At 70.2% G+C, this 4193-nt stretch carries 4 protein-coding genes; all 4 read left to right on the plus strand.

Annotated features, from left to right (window positions below):
• Positions 1 to 425: 425 nt before the first annotated feature.
• The gene (yidC, locus tag VQ02_RS32320; protein ID WP_048448369.1) at positions 426 to 2249 is read left to right on the plus strand and encodes a membrane protein insertase YidC; all 1824 of its coding nucleotides are present in this window, start codon (positions 426 to 428) and stop codon (positions 2247 to 2249) included.
• Complete coding sequence (gene yihA, locus VQ02_RS32325) at positions 2249 to 2923, plus strand: ribosome biogenesis GTP-binding protein YihA/YsxC (protein ID WP_048448370.1); 675 nt, start codon at positions 2249 to 2251, stop codon at positions 2921 to 2923. Before yidC ends, yihA begins: the two co-directional genes overlap by 1 nt.
• Positions 2920 to 3303, plus strand: a complete 384-nt coding sequence (locus VQ02_RS32330) for a DUF423 domain-containing protein (protein WP_048448371.1) — start codon at positions 2920 to 2922, stop codon at positions 3301 to 3303. The genes yihA and VQ02_RS32330 overlap by 4 nt, the downstream gene beginning before the upstream one ends.
• Before the next feature lie 141 nt (positions 3304 to 3444).
• Positions 3445 to 4083 carry a hypothetical protein gene (locus VQ02_RS32335; RefSeq protein WP_048448372.1) on the plus strand — a complete coding sequence of 213 codons (639 nt, stop codon included), beginning with the start codon at positions 3445 to 3447 and terminating at the stop codon, positions 4081 to 4083.
• The last annotated feature ends 110 nt before the right edge of the window (positions 4084 to 4193 follow it).

The raw sequence follows: 4193 nt of genomic DNA on the forward strand, positions 1-4193 counted from the left end.
CTTGTCGTTACCCATGGACCCGCGACGCCTGCCGCCAAAAGAGCGGGGCCGACGGGCGGGCATGGCGGCCCGCTGTCCTCGGCCCTCACGACCAACACGACGAGGCGAACCCGGGTGCCCGGGATCGCCTCACGAATTCCGATCCGGGGCGCGGCGCCCCGGCTCCGGGGCCTTCCCCGGATCGCCCGGGTTCCGCTTCGCCCGGCCCCGGCCCGCCCCCCGGGGCGGGCCGGGGCCGGGCGAAGCGGAACCCGGGCGATCCGGGGAAGGCCCCGGAGCCGGGGCGCCGCGCCCCGGATCGGAATTCGTGAGGCGATCCCGGGCACCCGGGTTCGCCTCGTCGTGTTGGTCGTGAGGGCCGAGGACAGCGGGCCGCCATGCCCGCCCGTCGGCCCCGCTCTTTTGGCGGCAGGCGTCGCGGGTCCATGGGTAACGACAAGACGAACATGATCATCGCCGTCGTGCTGTCGCTGGCAGTGCTGCTCGGCTGGAACTACTTCGTCAGCGCGCCGCAGATCGAGCGGCAGCGCCAGCAGCAGGCGGCCCAGCAGGCCCAGACCGGGCCGTCGGCGAGCCCGCGGGAAGGTGGCCCCTCGGCGCCGGTGCCCGGCACCCTGCCGGGCGCGCCGGCCGGCAGCCCGGCGCTGGCGGCGACCCGCGAGGAGGCGCTCGCCCGCTCGCCGCGGGTGCGCATCGATACCCCGGCGCTCGCCGGCTCGGTGGCGCTCAAGGGCGGCCGCATCGACGACGTGTCGCTGAAGAACTACCACGAGACCGTCGACAACAGCTCGCCGCGCATCGTGCTGCTCTCGCCGATCGGCTCGGCCAACCCGTACTACGCCGAGTTCGGCTGGGTCGGCCAGAATGCCGGTCCGCTGCCGGGCGGCGACACGGTCTGGACCGCCGAGGGCGACGTGCTGACGCCGCAGAAGCCCCTGGTCCTGACCTGGGACAACGGCGCCGGCCTCGTCTTCCGCCGCACCCTCTCGGTCGACGACAAGTTCATGTTCACGGTGGCGGATTCCGTCGAGAACAAGGGCGGCAACGCAGTCACGCTCTACCCGTACGGCCTCGTCTCGCGCTGGGGCAAGCCGCACACGCAGGGCTACTACGTCCTCCACGAGGGCCTGATCGGCGTCCTCGGCGACCAGGGCCTGCAGGAATTCACCTACGACAAGCTCGCCAAGGAGAACCCGCTCGGGGCGCCCGGCACCCGCGGCCATTCCTGGGCCGGCGTGACCGGCGGCTTCCTCGGCATCACCGACAAGTACTGGGCCGCCGCCGCGATCCCCGACCAGAGCACCCCCTATACCGGCTCGTTCACCGAGCGGGACGAGGGCGCCACCAAGGTCTACCAGGCCAGCAGCCTCGGCGAGGTCAAGCAGCTCGCCCCCGGCGCCACCGTTCAGGCCAGCCAGCGCCTGTTCGCCGGCGCCAAGGAGGTCGGCACCATCGACGGCTACGAGAAGTCGCTCGGCATCAAGCGCTTCGACCTGCTGATCGACTGGGGCTGGTTCTACTTCATCACCAAGCCGATGTTCAAGGCGCTGGACTTCTTCTACCGGCTGTTCGGCAACTTCGGCGTCTCGATCCTGGTCGTCACCCTCATCCTCAAGCTGTTCTTCCTGCCGATCGCCAACCGCTCCTACGTCTCGATGGCCAAGATGAAGGCCGTCCAGCCCGAGATGACCGCCATCCGGGAGCGCTACGCCGACGACAAGGTGAAGCAGCAGCAGGCGATGATGGAGCTGTACAAGAAGGAGAAGATCAACCCGGTGGCGGGCTGCTGGCCGGTGCTGGTCCAGATCCCGGTCTTCTTCGCGCTCTACAAGGTGCTGTTCGTCACCATCGAGATGCGGCACGCGCCGTTCTTCGGCTGGATCCGCGACCTCGCGGCGCCGGACCCGACCTCGCTGTTCAACCTGTTCGGCCTCCTGCCCTTCACGCCGCCGGACCTGCTGCACCTCGGCATCTGGCCGCTCATCATGGGCGTGACGATGTTCGTGCAGATGAAGATGAACCCCGCGCCGCCGGACCCGATCCAGGCGCAGGTCTTCACCTTCATGCCGATCATCTTCACCTTCATGCTCGGCTCGTTCCCGGCCGGCCTGGTGATCTACTGGGCCTGGAACAACACCCTGTCGGTGATCCAGCAATACGTGATCATGCGGCGCAACGGGGTGAAGGTGGAGCTGTGGGACAACCTGCGCTCGACGTTCTCGCGCACGCCGAAGGCCGCGAAGAGCTGATGCAGGACCCGGCCCATCCTGAGACCGAGGCCGAGAAGGCGGCCGCCCTGCGGGAAGCGGGGCGGCTGCTCTTCGCCGGGTCGGCGGAGTTCTTCCACGCCGCCGACAAGCTCGCGGTGCTGCCGCCGATGCGGGGCCACGAGATCGCCTTCGCGGGCCGCTCCAACGTCGGCAAGTCGAGCCTGATCAACGCGCTGACCGGCCGCAACGCGCTGGCGCGCACCTCGCACACGCCGGGGCGCACCCAGCAGCTCAACTTCTTCGACATCGCCGGCGGCAGGCTCGTCCTCGTCGACATGCCGGGCTACGGCTACGCCGCGGTCGAGAAGGCGAAGGTCGCGGCCTGGACCGAGCTGATCCATTCCTACCTGCGCGGGCGCGCCAACCTCGCCCGGGTCTACGTGCTGATCGACTCCCGCCACGGCATCAAGCCGAACGACGCCGAGGTGCTGGACGGCCTCGACAAGGCCGCCGTGTCCTACCAGATCGTGCTGACCAAGGCGGACGCCCTCAAGAAGGGCGAGATCCAGGCGCGGCTCGATGCCACGGCAGCGGCGATCGCCCGGCGGCCCGCGGCCTATCCGGAGATCATCCTGACCTCGAGCCGCACCGACGACGGCGTCGCCGACCTGCGCGCGAGCATCGCCCGGCTCCTCGCCGAGCGCGGCGAATGACGCACCCCGCCGACCGGGCCCTGATCGCGCTCGCCGGCCTCGCCGGCGCGCTCGGCGTGGCGCTCTCGGCGGCGGCGGCCCACATCGCCGGGGCGACGAGCCTCGCGACCGCGGCGCAGTTCCTGCTGTTCCACGCCCCCGCCCTCCTGGGAACCGCGCTGCTCGCGGGCAGCGGGAGGTTGCCTCCGGCGCTGGTCCGGGCGGCGGGCTTCGCCCTGGCGCTCGGCCTCGCGCTGTTCTCCGGCGACCTCTCGGTCCGGGCGCTCGCGCAGCAAGCCCTCTTCCCGATGGCGGCGCCGAGCGGCGGGATGATCCTGATCCTCGGCTGGATCCTCGTCGCCGTCGCGGCCGTGTGGCCGTCGCGGCCGGGACCCCGGTGAGATCCCGTCACCCGGACCTGCGGGAGGTATATCCGCTCAGGCCGGAGCGTCGTTGGTCGGCGCGGGTCCCGCCTTCCGTAGGGAACAGTCGCGGCGCGAATCCGATATGCTCGCTCACGGTATGACCCGAGGAGTCAAACGATGGGCGCCTTCGAGAGCGTGTCCGAAGAGGAATTCCAGGCGATCATCGACGCGGCGCCCACCACCGGCACTTTCCGTCGCCGCTACGCCGCTCTCACGCCGCGGACGGACGGCGAGGACTTCCAGGTCCATCACGGCGATCTCGACCTCGATGGGAACTTCGTCGCGCCGGCCTATTGCACGCTGATCGTCGGCAATCTCACCGTCTCAGGGTTCGTCGACCTCGCCAACCCCTACGACAAGGGCTTCGATGAGGGTGGCCTGTTCGTCGTTCTCGGCGATGTCGAGTGCCGGGTCTGGGCCGGCGAGGGCGGCAAGTGCGCGTTCGTGGACGGCGACCTCGTCGCGCGCGACCTGCTCCTGAACGCCTACGAGGATTCGTCCCTCATCGTCACCGGGGCGCTGGGGACGCACTTCTTCTACGGTATCGACATCTGGGCCGAGGTCGGAACAGGTGCCGTGATGGAGTACGGTCACGGCTACGCGCTCCTCCACCGCCAGGGGCAGAATCCGTTGCAGATCGACCCGCGCCACGACGCGGAGGCCTCGATGGCGCTGATCGCCGGCGAGGACGTCGACGAACTGTCCGCGGACGCTCTCATGGACCGTGTACGCAGCGGCGAGGCCGTGTTCCGCTAGGGCTCTCTGCGAAGGGACCTGTGGCGAGACGGGCAGGACGGCGGCCGATCTCGGGCACGGCGTCCCTTTTCCCCGCCCGGGCAGGTCTCTCCCGCCCCTCCCCCCTGGAC

Origin of the sequence: Methylobacterium variabile, from assembly GCF_001043975.1 — a bacterium.
Lineage (GTDB): Bacteria > Pseudomonadota > Alphaproteobacteria > Rhizobiales > Beijerinckiaceae > Methylobacterium > Methylobacterium variabile.

What these genes read in the sequence shown, in the direction of transcription:
- yidC (WP_048448369.1), top strand. Translation starts at nt 426, where the DNA reads ATGGGTAACGACAAGACGAACATGATCATCGCCGTCGTGCTGTCGCTG.
- VQ02_RS32330 (WP_048448371.1), top strand. Translation starts at nt 2,920, where the DNA reads ATGACGCACCCCGCCGACCGGGCCCTGATCGCGCTCGCCGGCCTCGCC.
- VQ02_RS32335 (WP_048448372.1), top strand. Translation starts at nt 3,445, where the DNA reads ATGGGCGCCTTCGAGAGCGTGTCCGAAGAGGAATTCCAGGCGATCATC.
- yihA (WP_048448370.1), top strand. Translation starts at nt 2,249, where the DNA reads ATGCAGGACCCGGCCCATCCTGAGACCGAGGCCGAGAAGGCGGCCGCC.